At 71.1% G+C, this 21,282-nt stretch carries 16 protein-coding genes; 8 read left to right on the top strand and 8 right to left on the bottom strand.

What is annotated here, in order from left to right:
- Positions 1-145 precede the first annotated feature (145 nt).
- The 4 genes from K8638_RS29620 to K8638_RS45350 all read left to right on the top strand — a co-directional run bounded on the left by K8638_RS29620 (position 146) and on the right by K8638_RS45350 (position 3,914).
- Entirely contained in the window at positions 146-532 is a 387-nt protein-coding gene (locus tag K8638_RS29620) for a response regulator (protein WP_223758025.1), read from the top strand.
- A 150-nt stretch (positions 533-682) separates the two neighbouring features.
- Positions 683-2,251, top strand: coding sequence for an NAD(P)/FAD-dependent oxidoreductase (locus K8638_RS29615; protein WP_223758024.1), 1,569 nt, complete (start codon positions 683-685; stop codon positions 2,249-2,251).
- Positions 2,248-3,093 (top strand): SDR family oxidoreductase, encoded by an 846-nt coding sequence (locus K8638_RS29610; protein WP_223758023.1) that lies wholly within the window; start codon positions 2,248-2,250, stop codon positions 3,091-3,093. The genes K8638_RS29615 and K8638_RS29610 overlap by 4 nt, the downstream gene beginning before the upstream one ends.
- A 209-nt stretch (positions 3,094-3,302) precedes the next feature.
- The gene (locus K8638_RS45350) at positions 3,303-3,914 is read left to right on the top strand and encodes a QsdR family transcriptional regulator (RefSeq protein WP_223758022.1); all 612 of its coding nucleotides are present in this window, start codon (positions 3,303-3,305) and stop codon (positions 3,912-3,914) included.
- A gap of 10 nt (positions 3,915-3,924) precedes the next feature.
- On the opposite strand, the gene K8638_RS29600 is transcribed toward K8638_RS45350, so the two are convergent.
- Positions 3,925-5,277: an APC family permease gene (locus K8638_RS29600; protein ID WP_223758021.1), complete on the bottom strand. Its 1,353-nt coding sequence runs from the start codon at positions 5,275-5,277 to the stop codon at positions 3,925-3,927.
- Between the two features lie 352 nt (positions 5,278-5,629).
- Here K8638_RS29600 and rsgA point away from each other — a divergent pair, with 352 nt between their 5' ends.
- Both rsgA and K8638_RS29590 read left to right on the top strand, forming a co-directional pair.
- A complete protein-coding gene (gene rsgA, locus K8638_RS29595) occupies positions 5,630-6,721 on the top strand; it encodes a ribosome small subunit-dependent GTPase A (protein WP_223758020.1) in 1,092 nt (363 codons plus the stop codon).
- 116 nt (positions 6,722-6,837) lie between these two features.
- Positions 6,838-8,196, top strand: coding sequence for a TAXI family TRAP transporter solute-binding subunit (locus K8638_RS29590; protein ID WP_223758019.1), 1,359 nt, complete (start codon positions 6,838-6,840; stop codon positions 8,194-8,196).
- 448 nt (positions 8,197-8,644) lie between these two features.
- Here the strand turns inward: K8638_RS29590 and K8638_RS29585 are convergent, their stop codons facing one another.
- Both K8638_RS29585 and K8638_RS29580 read right to left on the bottom strand, forming a co-directional pair.
- Complete coding sequence (locus K8638_RS29585) at positions 8,645-9,160, bottom strand: hypothetical protein (protein ID WP_223758018.1); 516 nt, start codon at positions 9,158-9,160, stop codon at positions 8,645-8,647.
- 13 nt (positions 9,161-9,173) lie between these two features.
- Positions 9,174-10,790, bottom strand: coding sequence for a hypothetical protein (locus K8638_RS29580; protein ID WP_223758017.1), 1,617 nt, complete (start codon positions 10,788-10,790; stop codon positions 9,174-9,176).
- A gap of 211 nt (positions 10,791-11,001) precedes the next feature.
- On the opposite strand from K8638_RS29580, the gene K8638_RS29575 reads away from it, so the two are divergent.
- Positions 11,002-13,830: a GAF domain-containing protein gene (locus tag K8638_RS29575; RefSeq protein ID WP_223758091.1), complete on the top strand. Its 2,829-nt coding sequence runs from the start codon at positions 11,002-11,004 to the stop codon at positions 13,828-13,830.
- A gap of 31 nt (positions 13,831-13,861) precedes the next feature.
- On the opposite strand, the gene thrA is transcribed toward K8638_RS29575, so the two are convergent.
- The 4 genes from thrA to K8638_RS29555 form a co-directional block, all read right to left on the bottom strand.
- On the bottom strand, positions 13,862-16,318 hold the full coding sequence (thrA, locus tag K8638_RS29570; protein ID WP_223758016.1) for a bifunctional aspartate kinase/homoserine dehydrogenase I: 2,457 nt from the start codon (positions 16,316-16,318) through the stop codon (positions 13,862-13,864).
- Positions 16,319-16,772: 454 nt separating this feature from the next.
- A complete protein-coding gene (locus K8638_RS29565; RefSeq protein WP_223758015.1) occupies positions 16,773-17,798 on the bottom strand; it encodes an inorganic phosphate transporter in 1,026 nt (341 codons plus the stop codon).
- 1 nt (position 17,799) lies between these two features.
- Positions 17,800-18,426 carry a DUF47 domain-containing protein gene (locus K8638_RS29560; RefSeq protein WP_223758014.1) on the bottom strand — a complete coding sequence of 209 codons (627 nt, stop codon included), beginning with the start codon at positions 18,424-18,426 and terminating at the stop codon, positions 17,800-17,802.
- Between the two features lie 166 nt (positions 18,427-18,592).
- Positions 18,593-19,003, bottom strand: coding sequence for a nuclear transport factor 2 family protein (locus tag K8638_RS29555; RefSeq protein ID WP_223758013.1), 411 nt, complete (start codon positions 19,001-19,003; stop codon positions 18,593-18,595).
- A gap of 176 nt (positions 19,004-19,179) precedes the next feature.
- Between K8638_RS29555 and K8638_RS29550 the strand changes: the two genes are divergently transcribed.
- Entirely contained in the window at positions 19,180-20,781 is a 1,602-nt protein-coding gene (locus K8638_RS29550; RefSeq protein ID WP_223758012.1) for a sigma 54-interacting transcriptional regulator, read from the top strand.
- Positions 20,782-20,819: 38 nt separating this feature from the next.
- Here the strand turns inward: K8638_RS29550 and trxA are convergent, their stop codons facing one another.
- Positions 20,820-21,161 (bottom strand): thioredoxin, encoded by a 342-nt coding sequence (trxA, locus tag K8638_RS29545; RefSeq protein WP_223758011.1) that lies wholly within the window; start codon positions 21,159-21,161, stop codon positions 20,820-20,822.
- Positions 21,162-21,282 lie beyond the last annotated feature (121 nt).

Raw genomic sequence — 21,282 nt, 5'->3', positions numbered from 1 at the left:
CCCGTCTGGCGCGGCCTCCCGGGTGCGGCCCGCCCCAGACGGTCAACCCTTGCTGCACGCTGGTGAGCCATTTGGCCGCCATGGTACCGTGCCCTTGATTCGCCGGAGAGCCCCTCCAGGCTCCAACGGCCGTCCGGCGCGCCTCATGGCCAGAATCCTCATCGTCGATGATGAAGTGCACGTCCTGGGAGCACTCCGGCGGTTGCTGCGCCGCGAGGGCTTCGCCATCGAGGTGGCGCTCAGCGGGGAGGAAGCGCTCGAGAAGCTGCGCACCTTCGAGGCGGACCTGGTCATCTCCGACTTCCGCATGCGGGGCATGAACGGGCTGCAGCTGCTCGGGCAGGTGATGCACGCCGCGCCGCGGACGGTGCGGGTGCTGCTGTCGGGCCATGCGGACCTGCGGACCGGGGGCTGCCCATCGGCGGAGGGAGTCGTCTCCCATTTCTTCAGCAAGCCCTGGGACAACGAGCACCTCATTGCCACGGTGAGGTCCCTCCTCGAGTCACACGTCCCCGTGCCCGGGAGCGCCTGAGCCCCGGCGACGACGCCCCTTTGTGGGGCACGAGGGGGAAGTGCTTCGTCGGGATTCGCGGATGCGTCGTGAATGCGTCACTATCCCCAGTTGACGCATCCGGCTTCATGCTGAGGCTTCGTAGCATGGGCTCCCTCCAGGAGGTCTCCAGTGCTCTCTCGCCCCCCGCCGCACTTCCACGTGGCCATCGTTGGCAGTGGCTTTGGCGGACTCGGAATGGCCATCCGCATGAAGCAGGAGGGCTTCCGGGACTTCGTCATCCTGGAGCGCGCCCAGGACGTGGGCGGTGTCTGGCGTGACAACTCGTACCCGGGCTGCGCCTGCGACGTGCAGTCCCACCTCTACTCGTTCTCGTTCGCGCCGAACCCGGCCTGGTCCCGTGCCTTCTCGCCCCAGGCGGAAATCCAGGCGTACCTGCGCGACTGCGCCGAGCGGTTCGGCATCCGGCCGCACATCCGCTTCAACCACACGGTCCGCGAGGCCCGGTGGGATGACGTCCAGCAGCGCTGGCGCATCGAGACTTCCGAAGGGCCCTACACGGCGGACGTCTTCGTCGCCGCGGTGGGGGGGCTGAGCGAGCCCTCCATCCCCAAGTTGCCCGGCCTGGAGCGGTTCCAGGGCAAGGTGATGCACTCGGCGCGGTGGGACCATGGCTACCCGCTCACGGGGAAGCGGGTGGCCGTCATCGGCACGGGCGCCTCCGCCATCCAGCTCGTCCCGGCCATCCAGCCGCAGGTCGGCCGGTTGCTCGTCTTCCAGCGCACGGCCCCATGGGTCATGCCGAGGAACGACCGGCCCATCAGCGAGGGGATGCGGCGGCTCTTCCAGCGGCTACCGGGCCTCCAGCGCCTGGTGCGGGGGACGCTCTACGCGCTCCGCGAGTTGCTGGCGCTCGGGTTCATGCACCCCTGGATTCTGCGGTTGGTACAGCGCCGCGCGCTGCGGCACCTGAAGCAGTCCGTTCCCGACCCGGTGCTGCGCGCGAAGCTCACGCCGGACTACACGCTGGGCTGCAAGCGCGTGCTCGTCTCGGACGACTACCTGCCCGCGCTGACGAAGCAGAACGTGGACGTCCTCACCGACGGCATCCTCGAGGTGCGCGAGCACTCCATCGTGACGAAGGACGGCGTCGAGCACCCGGTGGACGCCATCATCTTCGGCACCGGCTTCCACGTGACGACCATGCCCTTCATGGACCACGTCCGCGGGCGCGACGGGCGCTCGCTCAAGGAGGCGTGGGGGGGCACCATGACGGCGCACCTGGGCACCTCGGTGAACGGCTTCCCCAACCTCTTCATGCTCCTGGGGCCCAACACCGGGCTCGGGCACACCTCCGTCATCGTGATGATTGAGAGTCAAATCGAGCACGTGCTGGGCGCGCTGCGCTACCTGGAGGGCCGCGGGCTGGCCGCGGTGGAGCCGACGCGCGAGGCCCAGGCCGAGTTCGTCCAGCAGGTCGACACGCGGATGGCGGGCACGGTGTGGATGCAGGGCGGCTGCGTGAGCTGGTACCAGGACGCCACGGGACGGGTGTCCACCCTGTGGCCGGGCTTCACCTTCACCTTCCGGCATCGCGTGGAGCGCTTCGAGCCCTCCGAGTACGTCGCCATCCACCCCCATGGCCGGAGGCCCGCGGCGCTCCCCGCGCCCTCCCGGAGGGGGGCCATGCCTGAGCACACGTCCTCTTCCACGGAGCGACTCACGGGAGGCACCCCATGAAGACGGTGAAGGAGAAGGTCGCGGCCATTACCGGCGCGGGCTCGGGCATCGGACGGGCGACGGCGGAGCTGCTCTCGCGCCACGGCTGCCACGTGGCGCTGTCCGACGTGAATGAGCAGGGGCTCGCGGAGACGGCGGAGCGGTGCCGGAGTCACGGTGTCCAGGTGCGCACGGCGCGGGTGGACGTCGCGCTGCGCGAGGCGGTGCACGACTGGGCGGACGACGTGGCGCGGGAGCTGGGCGCCGTCCACATCGTCGTCAACAACGCGGGCGTCGCCCTGGGCGCCACCATCGAGGACACCCGGTACGAGGACTTCGAGTGGCTGATGAACATCAACTTCTGGGGCGTGGTGCACGGCACCAAGGCCTTCCTCCCGCACCTGCGGACGGCGGGAGAGGGCCACATCGTCAACGTCTCCAGCGTGTTCGGCCTCATCGGCGTGCCCACGCAGGGCGCCTACAACGCCGCGAAGTTCGCGGTGAAGGGCTTCACCGAGGCGCTGCGCCAGGAGCTGGAGGTGGAGGAGGTTCCCATCGGAGTCACCTGTGTCCACCCGGGCGGCATCAAGACGAACATCGCCCGGAACGCCCGGTTGATGCACCGCAAGGGGTGGGTGGACGAGCGCTCGAACCGGGACTTCGAGAAGGCCTTCAGCACCACGCCGGAGCGCGCCGCCTCCGACATCCTCTCCGCCATCCTCAAGAACCGGCGGCGCCAGCTCATCGGCGGTGACGCGGTCTTCATCGACCTGATGCAGCGGCTGCTGCCCTCGCTGTACCAGCGGCTGCTGGTGGCGGGTGCGCGGCGCCGGCGGAAGAAGCTGCTGGAGGCCGGGACATGAAGACTCCCCGCGCGAGGAGGAGCGCGGCCGCCCGCGGGTCCCCGGAGCGGCCCGTCCGCTCAGCGCCTCCGGCTTCGGAACGGACGCTCCATTCCGCTCCGCCGGCTCCGGAGCGGTCGGTCCGTTCCGCTTCGTCGGCTTCGGAACGGACGCTCCATTCCACTTCGCCGGCTCCGGTGCCCCGGCGCGCGCGGCAGGATGCTGCCCGGGTGACGCCGCTCGCCCGGCGGCTGGACACGCCCTCGCGGGCAACACCCCAGGACTTGTTCGCCCTGGCGCTGGACTGGTGGAGGAAGGGCGAGCGCTTCGACATCGGGCGCATGGCGCGGGAGCTGGGCGTCAGCCGTGCCACGGTGTTCCGCTGGGTGGGCAGCCGCGAGCTGCTCTACGGCGAGGTCATCTCCTCCCTGTTCGAGGAGGCGCTCACCCTCGCCCGGATGGAGGCCCGGGGTGAGGGGCCCGAGCTCATCGCCGACATCACCCAGCGGCTGTTCAGGCTGCTGGTGACGGACGAGCCGCTGCGGCGCTTCGTCCAGCAGGACGCCGAATACGCGATGCGCGTCCTGATGTCGCGCAGCAGCACGGTGGAGCAGCGCTGCGCCGCGAGCATCCGCGCCTCCCTGGAGGAGGGCGTGCGCGGGGGCCTCATCCGGCCGGTGATGGACCTGGACTCGCTGGCCTACGTCATCGTCCGCATCGGCGAGTCGTTCCTCTACCGCGACGCCATCACCGGCGACCCGGTGGACGTCGAGTCCGCCATCACCGCCATCCGCATCCTGCTCACGGTGGAGCGGGACGACGTGAGGTGGACGCGCCGCTGAGGGCCTCGCGCTACTCCGGGGTTCCGGTCCGGGGCGGGCCGCGCAGTGCGTACAGCACGCCGCCCACCGCGAGGGCGATGGCTCCGGCGACGAGGTTGCGCGCCTGCGCGCTCATCGCGAAGACGACGCACAGCGCGGCGGCGGCCACGGGAATCACCGGCCCGCCGGGGATGCGGAAGGCGCCGGGCTGCTGGCGGAGCTTGCGCCGCAGCACCGGGACGGCCAGGGCGGTGCCGAAGTACGTCGCCAGCCGGGCCACCACCGAGAGGGTGGCGAGCACCTCGAACGAGCCGGAGAAGGCCAGCGGCAGGGCGATGGCCGTCTGGGTGAGGATGGCGGCAGCCGGGGTGCGGTAGCGGGGGTGGAGGGATGCGAGCGCGCGGGGGCCGAAGCCGTCCCGGGCCAGGGCGTAGAGGTAGCGCGGCCCCGCGAGCACCGTGTTGCTGTTGGTGCCCAGGATGGAGAGCACCGCGCCCACCGTCATCACCAGCCCACCCCAGCCGCCGAGGAAGCGCGCGGCCGCGTCCGCCAGCGGCGTCTTCGCGTCCACGACGCCCGGCAGCGTGCCCAGGGCCACCCACTGCACCGCGGTGTAGATGAAGGTGACGACGCCAATCTGCACGATGAGCGCGAAGGGCACGTCGCGGCGCGGGTTCTTGAACTCGCCCGCGGGCGCGGCGGTGTTCTCGAAGCCCGCGTAGGCGAAGAGGAGCAGGAGCACCGCCGCCCCCAGGCCGCCGTCCGGCCTGGCCGCGACGGAGGCCGCCTGCTCCCACGACACGAAGAAGATGCCCACGCTGATGAAGAGCAGCAGCGGCAGCGTCTTGGTGATGGCCAGGAAGACGGCCGTGCGCGCCCCGGACTTGACGCCCACGACGTTGATGGCCGTGAGCAGCAGCAGCGGGAGCGCGATGGCGAGCCCGCGCCCCAGGCCTTCGTTGGCCTGGGGCCACAGGTAGCCCAGCGCCCGCGCGAAGCCGGCGGACAGCGAGGCCACCGAGGAGACGCGGGCCAGCCACGTCATCCACCCCACCTCGAAGCCCACCCACTCGCCGAAGGCCTCGCGCGTATAGACGTAGGCGCTGCCGGGCCGGTCGAAGTAGCTGGCCGCCTCCGCGAAGCAGAGCACCAGCATCAGCACGCCCAGTCCCGCGAGCACGATGGCGCCCACGCTCGCCGAGCCGAGGTTCGCGGCCGCCGCCGCCGGCAGCAGGTACACGCCGCTGCCAATGACGTCGTTGATGGAGAAGCCCACGATTTCCCAGCGGGAGACCGCGCGCTTCATGCCCAGGTCCTGGGGCGCCGTGGCGGAGGAGGTCGTCGTCGCGGTGGGGGCCACCGCCGTGGGGGAAGGGGTCGTCATGGGCAGGGGACGCCGGCAGGGGTGGGGGCCGGAGGATAGTCGCACCCCGGCCCCGCACCCGAATTCCCGGTCCGGCGGGGTTGGGGCGGAGGCCGGGCGTGCGGAGTGCCGGGGGAATTGCTATGAGTGCGGATACCGGGCGGCGATGGACGCCGCCCCGCGAGCCCTCTGGAGGCCTACATGAACGCCGCCCTTGATCTTGTCGCGGTGGAAGTCCTGTTCGCCCCGAGGGCGCGGGTCGTCTCCTAGCCGGGCGGCCACGAAGGTCCGCGCAGCGCGGTTCCGCTCCCTCCAGGGCGCCCTGAAGAACCAGGTGCCCGCAAGGCACCGCTCTGTCCGGAGCTTCCTTCCAGTGACCTACGAACTCGAATTCCTCGGCTGGGGTACCGACCTCGGCCACGCTTTCTCCGTCGTGCTGTCGCAGTCCTCCCTTCCCCTCGTCCCCGGGCGCGTGGTGCGCCAGGCACGCGGGCTCCTCTCCGTCCAGACCTCCGAGCGGGTCCTCCTCGCGCGGACCGCGGGGCGGCTCCTCCACGAGGCCCCCGGCGCCGAGGCGCTTCCCACCATCGGTGACTGGGTGGCGCTGCAAATCCCCGCGGGTGAGGGGGAGGCGCTGCTCCACGCCGTGCTGCCCCGCCGGAGCGTCCTCATGCGGCGCGAGGCGGGCAGCGAGCGGGACGGCCAGCTCATCGCCGCCAACCTGGACGTGGTGTTCCTCGTGGCCGGGCTGGACGACAACTACAACCCCCGCCGCATCGAGCGGGCGCTCGCCGTGGCGTGGAACAGCGGCGCGGCGCCCGTGGTGGTGCTCAGCAAGGCGGACCTCCACCCGGAGGTGTCCGAGCGCGTCCTCGAGGTGGAGGCGCTGGCCCCCGGCGTGCCCGTCGTCGCCCTCAGCTCGCACACGGGGGAGGGCGTGGAGGCGCTGCGCTCCCTGCTCCCCGCCGGGAAGACGGGCGCGCTGCTCGGCTCCTCGGGCGTGGGCAAGTCCACGCTGGTCAACCGGCTGATGGGCGAAGAGCTGCTGGCCACCCAGGCCGTTCGCGGGGAGGACAGCAAGGGCCGCCACACCACCACGCATCGCGAGCTGTTCGTGCTGCCCGGCGGCGGGCTGCTCATCGACGGCCCGGGCATGCGCGAGCTGGGGCTGTGGGGCGAGGAGGAGGGCATCGACCACGCCTTCGCGGACATCCTCGCCCTGGCTGGCGGCTGCCGGTTCTCCGACTGCCAGCACCGGAGTGAGCCGGGCTGCGCGGTGCACGAGGCCGTGGCGGCGGGCGAGCTCCCGCGGGCACGGCTCGACAGCTTCGACAGGCTGCGGCGCGAGCAGGCCTACGTGGCGCGCCAGACGGACGCCGCCGCGCAGCGCGAGCACAAGCGCTTCGAGCGCAACCTGTCCCGGGCCGCGTACGAAGGGGTGCGCTTCAAGCGGCGAGGCGGCTGACGCGCTTCTCCGTGGGGCCCGGGGACATCCCCGGGCCCCCGGGGCTTCAGGCCCGCCCGGGTGCCCTCCGGTCGGGCGCGGCGGGACATGCGCGGCGTCTATACTCCGCGCCCACCATGAAGACGGACTCGCTCACGTCCCAGCTCCGGCGCACGCTGCGCCGAGACTTGTGGCTCACGCTCGGCCCCGTGCTGGCCATCATCGCCCTCGCGTTCGCCGTCACCTTCTACTTCATCAAACCCGCGCCTCCGAAGACGCTGGTCATCGCGACGCCACAGGAGGAGGGCGGCTTCCGGTACTTCGCGCGGAAGTACCAGGAGATTCTCGCCCGGGATGGCATCACCCTGGAGGTGCGTCCGACGAAGGGGTCCGTCACCAGCATCGAGCTGCTCACCCAGGAGGACTCGGGCGTCGACGTCGCCTTCGTGCAGAGCGGCACGGTCGCCGCGGAGAAGGCCGAGGGCGTCGTCTCGCTCGGCAGCCTCTCGTACGTGCCGCTGTGGGTCTTCTACCGGGGCGAGCCCATCCACGACGTGCGCGAGCTGAAGGGCCGGCGCATCTCCGTGGGGCTGGAGGAGAGCGGGACGCGCTCGCTCGCGCTGACGATGCTGGCGGCCAACCGCGTGGACCAGGCCCCGACGGAGCTGGTGACGCTCGGGCGTGACGCGGCCATCGAGCAGCTCAAGCAGGGCCAGCTCGACGCGGTGTTCCTCGTCTCTCCCGCGGACTCTCCGGCCATCCAGAAGCTCGCGGCCGTGCCCGGCATCCGGATGCTCAGCTTCGCCCGCGCGGACGCCTACGTCCGCCGGTACACCTACCTGTCGCGGCACGTGCTGCCGCGCGGCGTGTTCGACCTGGCGGCGGACGTGCCCGAGTCGGACGTGACGCTCATCGCTCCCACCGCGAACCTCGTGGCGAGGGACACGCTGCACCCCGCGCTCGCGTACCTGCTCCTGCGCGCCGCGAGCGAGGTGCACGGCAAGGCCGGGATGCTGGACAGGACGGGGGAGTTCCCGGCCGCGCTGGAGACGGGCTTCCCGCTCAGCAGCGAGGCCCGCCGCTACTACGAGTCCGGCGTCCCGCTCCTCCAGCGCTACCTGCCGTTCTGGGCCGCCAACCTGGTGGACCGCCTCTGGGTGATGCTGGTGCCCATCATCGCCGTGGTGGTGCCGCTGGTGCGGGCAGTGCCCGCGCTGTTCCTGTGGCGGGTCCGCTCCCGCATCTTCCGCTGGTACGCCCGCCTGAAGGAGGTGGAGCTCCAGCTCGACGAGAGCCCCGGCCGGGAGATGCTGGGCGACATGCTGCGGCGGCTCGACGAGGCGGAGCGCGAGGTGAACCGCATCCCCATGCCGCTCTCATATTCCGAGAACCTCTACTTCTTCCGCGAGCACATCGACGTGGTCCGCCGGCGGATTGTCCGGCGGTTGTCGGAAGCCCCCACACACCTGGCACATGAGGCCGAGGCCACGGGGTGAGCCCCCGAGTGGAACGGGCTATGTCGGCGGGTGTGGTCCTCCGTGGGGAGCGAAAAAATCGACGTGGCCGCACTCAAGATTTCGGGCGGTCCGCGTTTGATTAATTGAAGGTGGGGGCACTGGGGCAGAGCCGCTGGAGCCCAAGGCTTTCGGGCGCAGAGCGTCTGAGAGGGGGGACGGAGAAGGTGTCCGGGTGGTCAACGGCACCTCCATTTTTCGGACGTACCGCGTCCGAGGCGGAAGGGGGGGAAGCCGGCCCGGGGGGGTCTGCTTCCAAACGGGGGGCGCTCCGCAGTGGGGAGCGCGATGTCATTGGGAGCACGTCGAGGGGGCGTGCTCCCAATGTTTTTTTCTGGAGCACTGGAGCCCCCGTCAGGGTGGCTCATGCGGCGGGAAGTGCGTCGGGGGGCGCGCTTCCCGCCGTGTTTTTTGGGGCGCTTCCCGCGCGCTACTGCTGACCGTCACCGTTCACGGGCATGATCTTCACGCGCTCGCCGTCGCTGCCCGTGACGGTGGTGCCGGAGGCCTTCTGCTGCTCGGTGGTGGGGGTGCCCACGGCGAAGCTGGCGACCTTGGCGCGGCGGGCGCCCTGGAAGTCGCCGGTGACGGCCACCACCAGGTGCGAGCGGCCGGCGCCCGGGGTGAATTCCACGTCGAAGGTGGACACCGCCGACTGCACGAAGCTGGCGCCGTCCACGGGCGTGGGGGCGCTCTTCACCGTCAGCCCGTCCAGGCCCGAGACGTTCACCTTGACGTCGCTGGCCGGGGAGTCGAAGCGCAGGGTGACACGGGCCCGGCCGTCGCCGAGCTCCGCGTCCACCGCCACGGGCGCGCTGGCCTTCGCGGTGTCGCCGTTCGCGCCGTCGGCCCTGGCGTCCGGCGCGGCCTTGGACTGGGAGGAGCAGGCGACCGGCGCCGTCAGCGCGAGGAGGCCCGAGAGGATTGCGAGTGCCTTGCGATTCATGTGTGCTCCTGGACTACGGGCTCGTGATGGAGAGGGAGACGAAGTAGTCGGCCTTCTGCTCCTGGTAGCCGGTCAACACCAGCACGTACTGCGTGTCGGCCTGGGTGGAGAAGCTGATGGACTCCGTGCCAGGCCTCGAGGTGTAGGCCGAGGCCACGACGGTGCCCCGGCGGTAGACCTCGATGTCCACGTCCACGGACGCCTGCGTCGCGGAGATGTTCATCGTCCGGCCAGTGCCCGTGAAGACGAAGTACTGGTTCTGCTGCCGCTTGTTGGCCTCGACCCCGCCCTGGAGCGTGACGCTGGTGCTGTACGGGTAGGACGTCACCGGGGTGTACATGGCGCGCAGCCGCGAGTCCCCATCGCCGAAGGCCGACGTCACCGCGCCGACCTGGTAGCGGGCCAGCAGCGTGTCCACCGCCGCCGCGTTCACCCCCGGCTGCGCCTTGAGCCCGGTGATGAAGGAGCCGATGGTGGTCAGCGCGTCGGTGGACTTCTGCGGGCCCACCAGCACGTCGTAGAAGGTGCCGAGGCCGAACGAGACGTTGTCATACGCCGACTCGTTGGAGCCGGAGTCGTACAGGTCATAGAGGATGCGCATGACGCTGGACTCCGAGAAGGCCCCCGGCTCGGGGTCGTCCGAGTTGGGGGCGGCGGGCTCCGTCTCCGCGTCGAAGCCGAAGGCCATCAGCGAGCCGCCGTTCCAGAACGTGTCGGCGTACATGGACTCCGGGAGGATGATGGCGGCGAGCGCGTTGCCGTAGCCCTCGCCGAACGACAGGCGCGGGTCGAGCACGTCACCGGCGGTGTGAGGCCCCCCGGGGCTGTCCGAGCGCGACAGGTTGGCTTCGAAGTAGTGACCCCACTCGTGGACGATGACGTGGGTGTCGAACTCGTCGGCGTCGCCCCCCGCCTGGCCGAGGATGTAGATTTCGTTGTCCTGGGGCGAGTAGTGCGACGTCTCGATCTGGCCCGTCGACTTGTTCCCCCGCTCCGGGGCGTTCTTCGGGCTCCAGTTCACCTTGAGCTCGGGGAAGCTGACGGTGCGGACGGCCATGAAGGACCGGGCCGCGGTGTACATGCTGTCGAGGATGGCGAAGGGCGCCGCGAGCCGCTGCGAGGCGGTGTAGCTGGAGCCGTTCCATCCATGGCCCGCATGCAGGTCCCGGGTGGTGGTGGTGAGGGGGAGCGAGGCTCCCGCGGCCCAGACCGCGTTTCCGTCCGTGTTGTCCTCGACCTGGATGGCGGGGTTGGTGGTCTTCGCGAGCGCGACGAGCGTCACCGACGCGTTGGTGTTCGGCGTGTAGGTGATTTGATAGTTGCCCTGCTCGTCCGTCGTTCCGGTGCTCAGGACGTTCGTGCCCTGGCGGACCTGGATGACGGCGCTGCGCACGGGCTTCACCTGGGTCTGTGAGAAGGCGAGCGTACCCGAGCGCGTCGTCGCCGAGTACGTGGCCGGCACGAAGTCGTAGGTCACCTTTCCGGTCAGCGTCAGCGGACCTCCGGTGTAGGGGCTGCTGTCATCATCATCGTCATCATCACCGGGGCACGCCGCGTTCAGCGCGAGGGTGAGCGCGAGTGCCAGCACCCTCCCGGTGAGGCCCCAGACTGGCTTGCGAGACACGAACATTCCGTTCTCCCCCTGCCGCTCGCTTGTCGAGGGCAGCGTCGCATTCTGGGCAGTTCCGCGGCCGACTTCAAATGCGCTCGCCGGGGTGCTCGCAATCAGGGGAGTCCGGCAAGGGCCCTCGGCGCGCGACGTCCCCGGGCGGCCGGGCGGCGGGTTCGAGGGCCGGCCCGGTGTGGTTGGTGGGCCCACCGGGAGGCAGCACTTTTCATTGATGACTGTACCCGAGGCCACGAGCGAGGAGGCGGGCATGGACGTGCCGGGGGCCGTGCTGGAGAGGGGGCATGTGCTCCACCGCCAGTCGGTGCTCCTGGAGCAGTCCGTGCTCCTGGAGCTGGCGGCATCCCAGGCGCCCGACTTCCAGGCCAGCCTGCGCCAGATTCTCAAGAGCGACGCGGAGCTGCTGGGCGTGGAGCGGGTGAGCTACTGGTCGTTCTCGGCGGGAGCCGAGGCCATCCGCTGTGACGTGCTGTACCGGCGGGACGCGAACGCGTTCGATGGAGGCACCGAGCTGAGGCGCCGTGACTTCCCCCGCTACTTCCAGGCGCTGCTGGACGAGCTGTACATCGCCGCGGACGACGCGCGGCGGGACGGGCGGACGAGTGAGTTCACCGAGAGCTACCTGAAGCCGCGGGGCATCACCGCCATGCTGGACGTGCCCGTCTGGGTGCGAGGGAGTCTGGGCGGGGTGGTGTGCCACGAGCACGTGGGAGGAGCGCCCCGGGTCTGGACGGCGGAGGAGCAGGCCTTCGCCCGCTCCATCGGCCACGTGGTGTCCATGGCACTGGAGACGGCGGAGCGGACCCGGGCGGAGGAGTCACTCCGGCGCAGCGAGGAGCGCTTCCGGCTGCTGGTGGACGGCGTGAAGGACCAGGCCCTCATCATGCTGGACCCGGAGGGCCTCGTGGTGAGCTGGAACGCCGGGGCCCAGCGCATCCTGGGCTACGAGGCCGCGGAGGCGCTCGGCAAGCACTTCTCCGACTTCCATCCGCCGGACAGCGTGGCGCGGGGGCGCCCCCAGGCGCAACTGCGTGGCGCGACGGCGCGGGGGCGGCTGGAGGTGGAGGGGTGGCGGCTGCGCAAGGACGGCACGCGCTTCTGGGCGGGCGTGGTGCTCACGTCCCTGCGGGACGAGCACGGCCGGCTGCGCGGGTTCGCGGAGGTCAGCCGCGACATGACGGAGCGCAAGCGGGCCGAGCGGCAGCAGCGCCTGCTGGCCGCGGCGAGCGCCGCCGAGCAGCAGCAGCGCCTGCTGGCCGAGGCGAGCGCGGTGCTGGTGTCCTCGCTGGACTCCGACGCCGCGCTGACGGCCGTGGCCCACCGCGCCGTCCCGCTGCTGGGGGACACCTGCCTCATCCACCTCCAGGAGGGCGGAGGCCGTGTCCGGCGGGTGGCCTGTGAGCACGCTCCCGGGAGCCGGGCGGAGCGGCACTGTGGCGACCTGCTCGGCCCCGAGGAGGGAGAGGCTCCGACGGAGCTCGTCCGCGTGCTGCGTACGGGCCGCTCGCGCTTCCTCCCGGATACCTCGAGGCTCCTCCAAAGGCTCGGGGAGGAGGACTCCGGCCGCTTCGTGCTGTTCCGGCGGTTCCGCCCCGCATCGGTGTTGGTCGCCCCGATGCTCGCCCGGGGCCGCACCCTGGGGACACTCACCCTCTTTCGCGAGGAGCTCGGCCACCCCTACACGCGTGGGGAGCAGGCGCTGGCCGAGGAGCTGGCCCGGCGCACCGCCTATGCGGTGGACAACGCACGCCTCTACGAGGAGCTGCGGCGGGCGGAGCAGTCCCAGCGCTTCCTGGGCGAGGCGACGAAGGTGCTGGTGGAGTCGCTCGACTACGAGACCACCCTCTCACGGGTCTCCCGTCTTGGCGTGCCGCTGCTGGCGGACTGGTGCGTGGTGGACGTCGTCGAGGAGGGGAACGTCCTCCGGCGGGTGGCGGCCGCGCACGCCGACCCCGCGAGGGAGCCGCTGTTGCGTGAGCTGCAGGTGCGCTACCCGGCGAGATGGGACACGAACCCTCCCGCCACGAGGGTGCTCCGCTCCTGCCAGCCGGAGCTCTACTCCGACCTCTCCGATGCGCGGTTGCTGCCGCTCGTGGAGAGTCCGGCGCACGCGCGGCTCATCCGGGAGCTGGGCTCGGACACCGTCCTCGCCGTGCCCCTGGTCGCGCGGGGCCGCATCCTCGGAGCGCTGACCTTCGGAGCGGCGCGGAAGCGCCGCTATGGCCCCGTCGACCTGCTGCTCGCGGAGGAGCTGTCCCACCGCACGGCCATGGCCATCGACAACGCGCGCCTGTACCAGGAGGCCCAGAAGGCCATCAACCTCCGGGACGAGTTCCTCTCCATCGCCTCGCACGAGCTGCGCACCCCCATCACCACGCTCCACCTCCAGCTCCAGCACCTGCAGCGCCATTGCGCGAAGAGCGGCGACGCGACGCTCTGCCGGAGGCTCGACATCTCCGCGAGGCAGATACACCGGCTCGACAAGCTCATCGAGGGGCTGCTCGACGTGTCGCGCATCAGCACGGGGCAGTTCCGCTTCAACCTGGAGCCACTGGACCTGACCCAGCTCGCCAGCGAGGTCCTGGAGCAGTTCCAGCAGGAGGCCGCGCGCGCGGACTGCCGGCTCGTGCTGCGGGCGGAGGGGCCGGTGACGGGGCGGTATGACCGGCTCCGCCTGGAGCAGGTGCTGGCCAACCTGCTCTCCAACGCCATCAAGTACGCGGCCGGCGGTCCGGTGACGGTGGGCGTGGAAGAGCGGGGGGACTTCGCCCGGCTCACCGTGCAGGACCAGGGCATCGGCATTCCGGAGAAGGACCTCTCCCGCATCTTCGGCCGCTTCGAGCGCGCCGTCTCCCCCCGGAACTACGGAGGGCTGGGGCTCGGCCTCTTCATCACCCGGCAGATTGTCGAGGCCCACGGCGGCTCCATCGCGGTGAAGAGCCGGCCCGGGGAGGGCTCCACCTTCACGGTGGACCTGCCGCGTGACTTCCGGCCCGGCGTGAAGTCCGCCAGGGCCGGCCCCACCGAGGGGCCGGAGCCCTGACGTGCCGCGTGAGGGCCCGCCCAGGCACCCGTCAGGGCAGCGGCCCCTCCACCAGCCGGAGCACGTCGGCGAGGACGCCGGACGCCGTCACCGCCGCGCCCGCGCCGTAGCCGCGAATCACCATGGGCGTGGGGCTGTAGCGCTCCGACAGGAAGCTGAGCGCGTTCTCCCCGCCCTTCACCGCCGCCAGCGGGTGCTCCAGCGGCACGGGCACGAGGCCCACGGAGCACCCCTCCGGGGTGACGCTGCCCACGTAGCGCAGCACCTTGCCCTCCTTCCGGTGCGCGTCCACGCGGCGCTGGAAGGCCGCGTCCACCTGGGGCAGGCGGGCGAGGAAGTCGTCGAGGGGGCCGGACGCGTCGAAGTCCCGGGGGAGGAGCGAGTCCAGGGCCACGCCCTCCAGCTCGTCCGTGCGCCCCAGCTCGCGGGCGAGGATGAGCACCTTGCGCGCCACGTCCGTGCCATGGAGGTCGTCGCGCGGGTCCGGCTCCGTGAAGCGCCGCTCCATGGCCGTGCCCACCGCCTTCGACAGCGGCACGCCCTCCTCGACGAGGCCGAGGATGAAGGAGAGCGAGCCCGAGAGGATGCCCTCGATGCGCAGCACCCGGTCCCCCGTGCGCAGCATGTTCTTGAGGGTGTCGATGACGGGCAGCGCCGCCCCGACGTTCGTCTCGTAGAGGAAGCGGCGCTGGTGCCGGGACGCCGTCTCGCGCAGCGCGCGCCAGTGGCTCCACCGGCCGGCGTTGGCCTTCTTGTTGGCCGTCACCACGTGGAGCCCGGCCTCCATCAGCGACGGGTAGGCGAGCGCGACGTCCTCGCTGCTGGTGCAGTCCACGAAGATGGGGCGGCCGGGGCGCTTGGCCCGGGCCCAGTCCCGGAAGGTGTCCATCGCCGGGCCGTCACCGCCCGCGTCGAGCCGCTCCTTCCAGCCCTCCAGGGGGACGCCCTCGCTGGCCACCACGCAGTGGCGGCTGTTGGCGATGGCGCAGACGCGGAGGTCCACGCCGTGCGCGCGCAGCTTGGGGGCCTGCTGCCGGACCTGCCGCAGCAGCTCGCCGCCCACGCTGCCCACGCCCGCCAGCAGCAGCTCCACCACCTCCGTGGTGCCGAAGTACTTCCCGTGCACGTGCGCCATGGCGCGCGGGCCGTCGGCCTCGGAGATGACCGCGGAGATGCTGCGCTCGCTGGAGCCCTGGGCGATGGCGGCGATGCTGCAACCCACGTCCGCCAGGGCGCTGAAGAACGTGCCCGCCACGCCCACGCGGTGCCGCATCCCGTCCCCGACGATGCTGAGAATCGCGAGGCCGCCCTGCCGCTCAATCGTGTCGACCTTCCCGGCCTCGCGCTCCACCTCGAAGGCCGCCTCCAGGGCACGCACGGCGCGCTCCGCCTCGGCCTGCTGCACGCAGAAGCTGATGGAGCACTCGCTGGAGCCCTGGGTGATGAGCACCACGGAGATGCCGGCGTGGGCCATGGCCTCGAACACGCGGGCCGCGGTGCCGGGGACACCCTTCAGCCCCGCGCCCGCGATGTTGATGAGGGCGATGTCGCGCAGGAAGGACAGGCCGCGCACCGGGTGCTCGGGCGGGGCGGCGGTGGCCGTCACGCGGGTGCCCGGGTGCTCGGGGCGGAAGCTGTTGCAGACACGCACCGGGATGCCGCGCTCGCGGGCCGGGGCGATGGTCTTCGGGTGCAGGACCTTGGCGCCGAAGTAGGCCAGCTCCATGGCCTCCTCGAAGCTCACCTCCGGCAGCGGGAAGGCCTCGGGGACCATGCGCGGGTCCGCGCTGTAGATGCCGTCCACGTCGGTCCAGATTTCCAGCAGCGCCGCGTCCAGCACCGCCGCCGCCAGCGCCGCCGAGTAGTCCGAGCCTCCGCGCCCGAGCGACAGCGTCTTGCCCTTGCCGTCGCCGCCGAAGAAGCCCGGCATCAGCATGAGCCCGGGGCCGCCCTCACGCAGCGGGGCGAAGCGCGCGCGGCACTCCTCCATCAGCGGCGTGGCCTGGAGCGGGTCCCCCGTGCAGATGAGCACCTCGCGCGGGTCCACCGGGTGGGGCGCGAGCCCCCGTGCCTCCATCAGCGCCACCAGGATGAGGCACGAGGCGCGCTCTCCGAGCCCCGACAGGTGCGCGAGCACGGAGGGGGAGCACTCGCGCAGCAGTCCCACGCCTTGCAGGAGTCCGCTCAGCTCCGACGCGAGGGCCGCGAGCCCCGCGTCCAGCGTGCGCTGGCGCGAGGCCCCCAGCTCGCCCGCCAGCTCGCGGACGATGGAGGCGTGCACGTCCTCGAAGCGGGAGCGCAGCGCCTCCACCGAGCCGCCCTCCTGCGCCACCCGCGCGGCGTCCACCAGGAGGTTGGTGATGCCGGACACGGCGGAGGCGACCACCATCACCCGGGTCTCCTTCCGCGCCGCCGCGACCAGGTCCACCAACCGGCGCATCTGCTCCGCGCCGCCCACGCTCGTGCCGCCGAACTTCATCACTCGCATGGCGCGGCCTCCTGGCGGAGGGAGGACGGCGAGCGGGAGGACCGTGGGGGCGTCGTCGGGGTCGTGGGCTTCATGGGGTTCCTGGAGGGTGGCGTGAAAACAAAAAGGCCCCGCGCCGGAGAGCGCGGGGCCTGGCTGGAAACCTTCGGGTTCCAAGCTAGACCGCCCGCGCTCCGCGGGTAGTCGTGGTGGTGGTGGTAGTGGTGGAAGCGGTCGCCGGGCGCACGGAGGCGGAGGACATCAGTCCCTCGCGCCGCGCGGTGCACACGTTCGAATCGCTCACGGGGTGGAAGGCTGGCTGAACACCCCGACGCAAGTCAAGCCGGGGGCCGGAAGGCCACGCCCGCCTGGGGCACGTGACAGGTCGTCCCGTCACGGCCCTCGAGGTGTCACACGGCAGGGGAGGCAGGCAGCCAGGGGCCCGCGCCGCCGGGCGGACCCGCGGAGGCGGACTTCAGCTCACCAGCTTCACGACGAGTTGGGTGAGCCCGTAGACGAGCACCGCCATCAGGGCGGCGGCGGGGATGGTGAACACCCACGCCCAGATGATGCGGCCCGCGACGCCCCACTTCACGGCGCGCCAGCCCTTGGTGGAGCCCACGCCGACGATGGCGCCGGTGATGGTGTGCGTGGTGGACACGGGGATGCCGAGCTCCGCCAGCGCGATGATGGTGACGCCTCCGCCCGTCTCCGCGCTGAAGCCGCCGATGGGGGCCAGCTTCGTGAGGCTGTGCCCCATGGTGCGGACGATGCGCCAGCCGCCGAAGAAGGTGCCCAGCGCGATGGCCGCGTGACAGGAGATGATCATCCACCAGTCGATGTGGAACGGGCGGTCCTTCCAGATGGTGCCGAAGAGCACCACCGCGATGATGCCCATCACCTTCTGCGCGTCGTTGGTGCCGTGGCTGTAGGAGAAGATGGCGGAGGACACGAGCTGCAGCCGGCGGAACCACGCGTCCACGCGCAGCGGCGTCTGGCGGTGCACCACCCACGTGCTCGCCACCATCAGCGTGATTCCGAGCGTCATGCCGATGAGCGGCGACAGCACGATGAAGGACGCAATCTTCGCGATGCCCGAGCCCACCAGGCCCGCGAAGCCGAGCACCGGCAGCGTGGCGCCAATCATGCCGCCGGCCAGCGCGTGGGACGAGGAGGACGGCAGCCCCCACCACCACGTCAGCAGGTTCCAGGCGATGGCGCCCATCAACGCGGAGAAGATGACCGCGAGCACCGCGGACGAGCCCTGGGCGCGGAGCATCTCGAAGTTGATGATGCCCTTGCCCATGGTGTTGGCCACATGGACGCCCCCGGCGAAGGCCGCGATGAAGTTGAAGAACGCGGCCCAGGCCACGGCCAGGTTGGGGGACAGCACGCGCGTGGACACCACGGTGGCGATGGAGTTCGCCGCGTCGTGGAATCCATTGATGAAGTCGAAGATGAGCGCGACCGCGACGATGAGGATGACGGCGGTGAGTAGCATCTCAGGAGTGCTCCAGCACCACGCCTTCGATGATGTTGGCCACGCCCTGGCACTTGTCCGTGGCCGTCTCGATGAAGTCGTAGATCTCCTTCCACTTGATGACCGTGAGGGTATCCGCGCCACTCTTGAAGAGCCGGCCCACACCGGAGCGCAGCGCGTCGTCCGCCTGGGACTCGAGCCGCTTGATTTCCTTGCAGCCGGCCAGAATCTGCTCCGGCTTCTTGATGAGCCGCAGCGCGGCGACCACTTCCTGGACCTTCTGCGTGCTCAGCACCAGCAGCCGCGCCAGCTCGGTGGCGTCAGGCAGGCTGTGCTCGATTTCGTAGTAGTGCAGTCGCGCCGCGGCGGCGTTGGTCAGGTCCAGCACGTCGTCGATGCGCGACAGCAGCGTGTGAATCTGGCCGCGGTCGAACGGGGTGATGAACTGCTTGTGCAGGCGGTTGAAGGCCGTGTGGGTGACCTCGTCACCCTGGTGCTCGACCTGCTTGAGCGCCTGGACCCGCGCGGCCACGTCCCGGTAGTCGCTCAGCAGCTCGTGCAGCATCTTGGCGCCCTGCACGGTGACGGCACACTGCTTGTCGAAGTCGTCGAAGAACTCATCCGACTTGGGCATCAGCTTCTCGAGCATCCGTCCCTCCAGGTCGCCTGGAGGTCCAGGCGAGGCTTTCCGGGGAGGCGTCACATGGCCGTGACGCCCCCGTTGCGCGCCCGTGACTACCCTACCTGGGGAGAATCGCCACACTTCCTTTTATTTCACTGCGTGTCCCAGACGGCGGGCAGGGGAGCGGCGGCCGTCAGCGGTAGCGGCGCTCCGCCTCGGAGATGGGGACGTCGTTGGCGCTCATGTCGCGGCGGCGCATGAGACCTTCTTCATCGAACTCCCAGTGTTCGTTGCCGTGGGTGCGGAACCACTGGCCGGCGGCGTCGTGCCACTCGTACTCGAAGCGCACGGAGATGCGGTTGCCGGTGAAGCACCACAGCTCCTTCATCAGCCGGTAGTCCAGCTCCTTCGCCCACTTGCGGCGCAGGAAGTCCTTGATGGCCTCGCGCCCCCGGAAGAACTCCGTGCGGTTGCGCCACTCGGAGTCCACCGTGTACGCGAGCGCCACCCGCTCGGGGTCCCGGCTGTTCCACGCGTCCTCGGCCGCCTGGACCTTGGCGCGGGCGGTTTCGGCATTGAAGGGAGGGCGGAGGGGAGGGGGCATCGTGTGGCTCCTGTCTCGAGGGAAAGGGGAGGCCCCGCCCCATTGCACCGGCCATGCCCTGGAGTCCCGCGCCAACCCCCTGGAAGTCCTGGCGTTTCCCTCCCGGTGGGCACCACGAAGATTCGTGGGGACGAGAATTCGTGGTGCCCTGCCGGGGGTGCGGATAGGAAGGGGCCATGTACGCGGAGGCGCTCCAGTCCGTTGCCCTCGCCGTGGCGCAGGTCCGCTCGGTGGACCTGGTGCTGGCGCGCATCGTCCATGGCCTGGCGGCGCAGCCGGACGTGGCGCTGGCGCGGCTGTGGCTCATCGCCCCCGGGGACATCTGCGGTGAGTGTCCCATGCGCGCCGAGTGCGCGGACCGCTCCCGGTGCCTGCACCTGGCGGCGAGCGCGGGAGGCTCACGGGAGTCGCCGGAGGAGGAGTGGTCGGCGCTGGACGGAGCGTTCCGGCGCTTCCCGCTGGGGGTGCGCAAGGTGGGCCATGTCGGTGCCACCGGCGAGCCCATCCTCCTGCAGAGCCTGGGCGGGCAGGCCGACTGGCTGGTGCGAGGAGAGTGGGCGCGGCGCGAGGGCATCCAGAGCTTCGCGGGCCAGCCGCTCGTCTTCCGGGGCGAAGTGCTGGGCGTGCTGGCGGTGTTCAGCCGCCGGGTGCTGGGGGCCCAGGAGTTCTCCTGGCTGCGCACGTTCGCGGACCATGCGGCGGTGGCCCTGTCCAACGCGCGCGCCTTCGAGGAGGTGGCGCGGCTGCGAGGCCAGCTCGAGCTGGAGCGCGACTACCTGCGCGAGGAGGTGAAGGACGCGCTGTCCTTCGGAGAGCTGGTGGGGAAGAGCGCCGCGCTCCAGCGGGTGGTGCAGCAGATTCAACCCGTGGCGGCCACCACGGCCAGCGTGCTCATCCTCGGTGAGTCGGGGGTGGGCAAGGAGCTCATCGCCCGCGCCATCCACGACCAGAGCCCGCGCAGGGAGCGGCCCCTCATCCGCGTCAACTGCGCCTCCATTCCCCGGGAGCTGTTCGAGAGCGAGTTCTTCGGCCACGTGAAGGGGGCCTTCACCGGAGCGCTGAGGGACAGGGCGGGCCGCTTCCAGGCGGCCGACGGGGGCACGCTCTTCCTGGACGAGGTGGGGGAGATTCCCCTGGAGCTGCAGGGCAAGCTGCTGCGCGTGCTGCAGGAGGGGACGTTCGAGCGCGTGGGAGAGGACGTCACCCGGAAGGTGGACGTGCGCATCGTCGCCGCCACCAACCGGGACTTGAAGGCGGAGGTGGCGGCGGGGCGCTTCCGCGAGGACCTCTACTACCGGCTGAGTGTCTTCCCCATCGAGGTGCCGCCGCTGCGCCAGCGCCGGGACGACATTCCCCTGCTGGCCGAGCACTTCCTGCGGCGGGTCTCCTCGCGGCTCAAGCTTCCGCCCCCGCGCCTGACGCAGGCCCATGTGCAGGCCCTCCAGCGCTACGACTGGCCGGGCAACGTGCGCGAGCTGGAGAACGTGCTGGAGCGCGCGGTCATCCTCTCGCGCGGCGGGCGGCTGCGGCTCGAAGGGGCGCTGCCCGAGGCGGTGGGCGCGACGCGGGAGCGGAAGGAGCCCACGCCCACGCCGGAGGCGGCCTTCCTCACCGAGAAGGAGTGGCGCCAGCGGGAGCGGGAGAACCTGCGCGCCGCGCTCGCCGCGGCGGGCGGCAAGGTGTACGGCCCGGGAGGCGCCGCGGAGCTGCTGGGCCTGGCACCCACCACGCTGGCCTCCCGCCTCAAGGCCCTGGGCATCCCCCCCGGGAAGGGGTGAGGTTGCAGGGCCTCTTGGGGACGCCACGCCTGATTTCCTCACGCGTGGGTGACGGACAGGTGCGAGCGCAGCTCCTCCTCCAGCCGCTTCCGGGGCATCGCGCCGACGAGCTGCTTCACCACCTTGCCGTCCTTGAACACGAGCAGGGAGGGGAGGGCGCGGATGCCGTACTGCTGCGCCGTCTCCTGGTTCGTGTCGGCGTCGATCTTCGTGAACTTCATCCGCCCCTGATACTCGGTGGCGAGTGCGTCGAGGATGGGCGAGATGATGCGGCACGGAGGGCACCACGTCGCGGTGAAGTCCACCAGCACCGGCTCGCGCGCTTCGAGCACCTCACGCTTGAACTCCGCGTCCCCAATCTCGATGACGTTTCCTGCCATGGTGTGTTCCTCCTCGGAAGGCGCGGGCTTCAGGGCCCCGCCTCGTGACGCGAGAAGGTGTAATGGCGGTGGGCGGCGGGGACGAGAGGCCCTGGGGCAACGCATTGTTCCGCGAAGCGCC

Origin of the sequence: Myxococcus sp. RHSTA-1-4, from assembly GCF_020037125.1 — a bacterium.
GTDB lineage: Bacteria > Myxococcota > Myxococcia > Myxococcales > Myxococcaceae > Myxococcus.
Note: the sequence above shows the minus strand (reverse complement) of the source record. Positions and strands in the feature narration are given on the sequence as shown.

What these genes read in the sequence shown, in the direction of transcription:
- K8638_RS29620 (WP_223758025.1), top strand. Translation starts at nt 146, where the DNA reads ATGGCCAGAATCCTCATCGTCGATGATGAAGTGCACGTCCTGGGAGCA.
- K8638_RS29610 (WP_223758023.1), top strand. Translation starts at nt 2,248, where the DNA reads ATGAAGACGGTGAAGGAGAAGGTCGCGGCCATTACCGGCGCGGGCTCG.
- K8638_RS29600 (WP_223758021.1), bottom strand. Translation starts at nt 5,277, where the DNA reads ATGACGACCCCTTCCCCCACGGCGGTGGCCCCCACCGCGACGACGACC.
- K8638_RS29590 (WP_223758019.1), top strand. Translation starts at nt 6,838, where the DNA reads ATGAAGACGGACTCGCTCACGTCCCAGCTCCGGCGCACGCTGCGCCGA.
- K8638_RS29585 (WP_223758018.1), bottom strand. Translation starts at nt 9,160, where the DNA reads ATGAATCGCAAGGCACTCGCAATCCTCTCGGGCCTCCTCGCGCTGACG.
- K8638_RS29580 (WP_223758017.1), bottom strand. Translation starts at nt 10,790, where the DNA reads ATGTTCGTGTCTCGCAAGCCAGTCTGGGGCCTCACCGGGAGGGTGCTG.
- K8638_RS29575 (WP_223758091.1), top strand. Translation starts at nt 11,002, where the DNA reads ATGACTGTACCCGAGGCCACGAGCGAGGAGGCGGGCATGGACGTGCCG.
- thrA (WP_223758016.1), bottom strand. Translation starts at nt 16,318, where the DNA reads ATGCGAGTGATGAAGTTCGGCGGCACGAGCGTGGGCGGCGCGGAGCAG.
- K8638_RS29565 (WP_223758015.1), bottom strand. Translation starts at nt 17,798, where the DNA reads ATGCTACTCACCGCCGTCATCCTCATCGTCGCGGTCGCGCTCATCTTC.
- K8638_RS29560 (WP_223758014.1), bottom strand. Translation starts at nt 18,426, where the DNA reads ATGCTCGAGAAGCTGATGCCCAAGTCGGATGAGTTCTTCGACGACTTC.
- K8638_RS29555 (WP_223758013.1), bottom strand. Translation starts at nt 19,003, where the DNA reads ATGCCCCCTCCCCTCCGCCCTCCCTTCAATGCCGAAACCGCCCGCGCC.
- K8638_RS29550 (WP_223758012.1), top strand. Translation starts at nt 19,180, where the DNA reads ATGTACGCGGAGGCGCTCCAGTCCGTTGCCCTCGCCGTGGCGCAGGTC.
- trxA (WP_223758011.1), bottom strand. Translation starts at nt 21,161, where the DNA reads ATGGCAGGAAACGTCATCGAGATTGGGGACGCGGAGTTCAAGCGTGAG.